The sequence below is a fragment of the Paramuribaculum intestinale genome (assembly GCF_003024925.1).
Taxonomy (GTDB): Bacteria; Bacteroidota; Bacteroidia; order Bacteroidales; family Muribaculaceae; genus Paramuribaculum; species Paramuribaculum intestinale.
Genome location: NZ_PUED01000276.1, coordinates 1 through 2,341, shown reverse-complemented (window position 1 = coordinate 2,341; position 2,341 = coordinate 1). Strand labels below are relative to the sequence as shown.

The following is a 2,341-nucleotide window of genomic DNA, read 5'->3' as shown; positions in this document are numbered from 1 at the left end:
AGTATGTTGAGCCGTTACAAAATCAAGTCCTTTGAGCGAAACTGCGAGTACATCAACAAGCTTTCTGTCTATTATCTTTCCTACAATATCCGGACGCGAACCGTTTGTGTCTAGGTAGATGAACCCTCCTAAATCGCGTATCACTTCCATATCATCAATTAGCTTCGGGTTTAACGTTGGTTCACCTCCGGTAAACTTAAAAGCATTCCCTTGCATTAATAGCTGCGACACTACATAAACAAACTCTTCTGTATCATAGCTATAGAATTCAGAAGAATCACGTTCCTTAATATTGCAAAAGCCACATGAATAATTGCACTTATCATAAACTATTGCATGTACTTTTTCTGCACGTTTTTCAACGTGAGGATAAATATGTGAGAAATAGGAGGGTCTAATAGAGTATGCCATAACAATTTATTTGGGTAATCAAAATATGTACGTCAGAATTTAATAATCTGACGTACATCCTGTCTTCAGACATACTTAAATTTAAGAAGTTAAGCATGTCCAATCTTATCACTGGGAAAATGAGCAGTGATATGACAGTTCTGTGCGGACAACCTTGTTGGCGGTCACCTTCACAGCCTTTGCTTGGGGCTTTTCGTACTTTTTCATATCGAAAATATTATAGCACACTCTCTTACTGCGTCAAAAGAGATTGCGCTGGGTTAGAAATTAACGCAGTTAATCAAAGTCAATATTCATTGGGATACAATCTATAAAGAGCATGGGCTCTTCGTTGCAAAGTTTTCTTCTATAACGTTCAATTAAATTGAACTTTAGCATTTTTTCAAAGCGGGATTTACAATGAAGATGTCTCAAAGGACAGATTGAAAATGGAGTACACAAGGGTAACATAAAGCATCCTTTGCATTTTTCTCTGCATTCATTAAAACCCTTATGCCAGTAATTGAAAATCTTTTCATCGAGCATCTCTCCATCGACAGTGCCCCATGAAACTTCATCATTTGACAGACATTCGCATTTACAAATTTTACCTGATGGAGTTATGCTAATTTTAGTGGGTTCTTGTGCAGCGCAGAGATACATTCTAAAACCATCAGGTTGCAACCGTTCATAATCATACATCTTCGCTTCCATGATTCTTTTGGTAAGTCTGTCGCAGCTATCATTGACAGCCGAGAAAACTTCAGGATGTTCCTTAAAAGACGTTTCGGTAACATCATCATGAAGACAATGCGCATACATTTTGAAATTGTCACAACCGCTGTATTTATCTATGAAGTATTCTGTCAACTTCATCAACGAATCATGATTATTTCTATCTACGCTTAACCTTACAATCATGATCATTCCTGACTTAACAATATAGTCAATATTTCTCATGATTATGGAAAAACCATCTTTCGTTGATACGAAACGCTTTCGGGTGTCATGCTCTTCCCCCCAACCGTCAAGAGTAATCCTGACTTTTGACATCCTCCATAACGTCTTAGCTTTTTCTACAACCCCGCTATTGCAAAGTAAACCGTTTGTTGACATCGTTGAAAAATAATCAACATTGTTTTTGTTTAGTATTGCCGAGATCCTATCAATGGCTCTGATATTAACCAGAGGCTCGCCCCCAAACCAACGCAGGTAAATTTTCTTTGAGGGATCATGGGAGCGCAGTATATAATCCGCCACCTTATCCGCAGTTTCCATACTCATATGTTCTACCCGGGGATAATACCCATCCTCAAAACAATAGTAACATCTTGCATTGCATCCTGTAGATGTGAGGATATTATATCTGTCTAAGGAGGTATTATTGTTTAAGATGCTGTCAAACAATGTGTATGTCTCAAGATATGTTTTCAGTTCATCAGCAGACGCATCTATAAGTATGCGATTTTTTACAAATTCTTCCAGATGCTTCTGGCTTAAAGAATCAAGCCAGAATTTAGAAGGATAGCCGTCAGGCTCTATATGCTTGGCTATATCCTGATTAAGCGCACAGACAAATCTGGTAAATGTATTGCATACAATTATAGAGCCGTCATCAGCTTCCACTTTATAAATGTATGGGCTGAATTTGTAATCCTTGATGTCTGTTTGGCCAGACAGCAGATTGACAATTCTGGGTTCAGAGGATATAACTATCATAACTGAATTTGTTCGATAAGATCACTTGCATCGCTGAGAGCTGTCTCAAAGTCAATGCTATACTCAATTTGCATCTCTCTGGCAATTTCTTCAGGTGTCTTTTTACAATGATTCGGTAAAATTTGAGGTTGTTCAGTCTTGGCTAAGCCGCTAACTGAGCCAACCGATGATTTATTTTCTGAATTATTTTGAGATGCGGAGATTTTCCGCAAGTCGAAATAATTGTTGAGGC

3 protein-coding genes are annotated in these 2,341 nt (G+C 38.0%); all 3 read right to left on the bottom strand.

Annotated features, from left to right (window positions below; all coding sequences use genetic code 11):
• Positions 1-411, bottom strand: a 411-nt coding sequence (locus tag C5O24_RS13855; RefSeq protein ID WP_133165592.1) for a radical SAM protein, incomplete at its 3' end; no start/stop codon positions are given.
• Positions 412-687: 276 nt separating this feature from the next.
• Complete coding sequence (locus tag C5O24_RS12670) at positions 688-2,109, bottom strand: radical SAM protein (protein ID WP_107037077.1); 1,422 nt, start codon at positions 2,107-2,109, stop codon at positions 688-690.
• On the bottom strand, positions 2,106-2,341 hold a 236-nt coding region (locus C5O24_RS14135), incomplete at its 5' end, for a PqqD family protein (protein ID WP_161553907.1). The genes C5O24_RS12670 and C5O24_RS14135, both read right to left, overlap by 4 nt.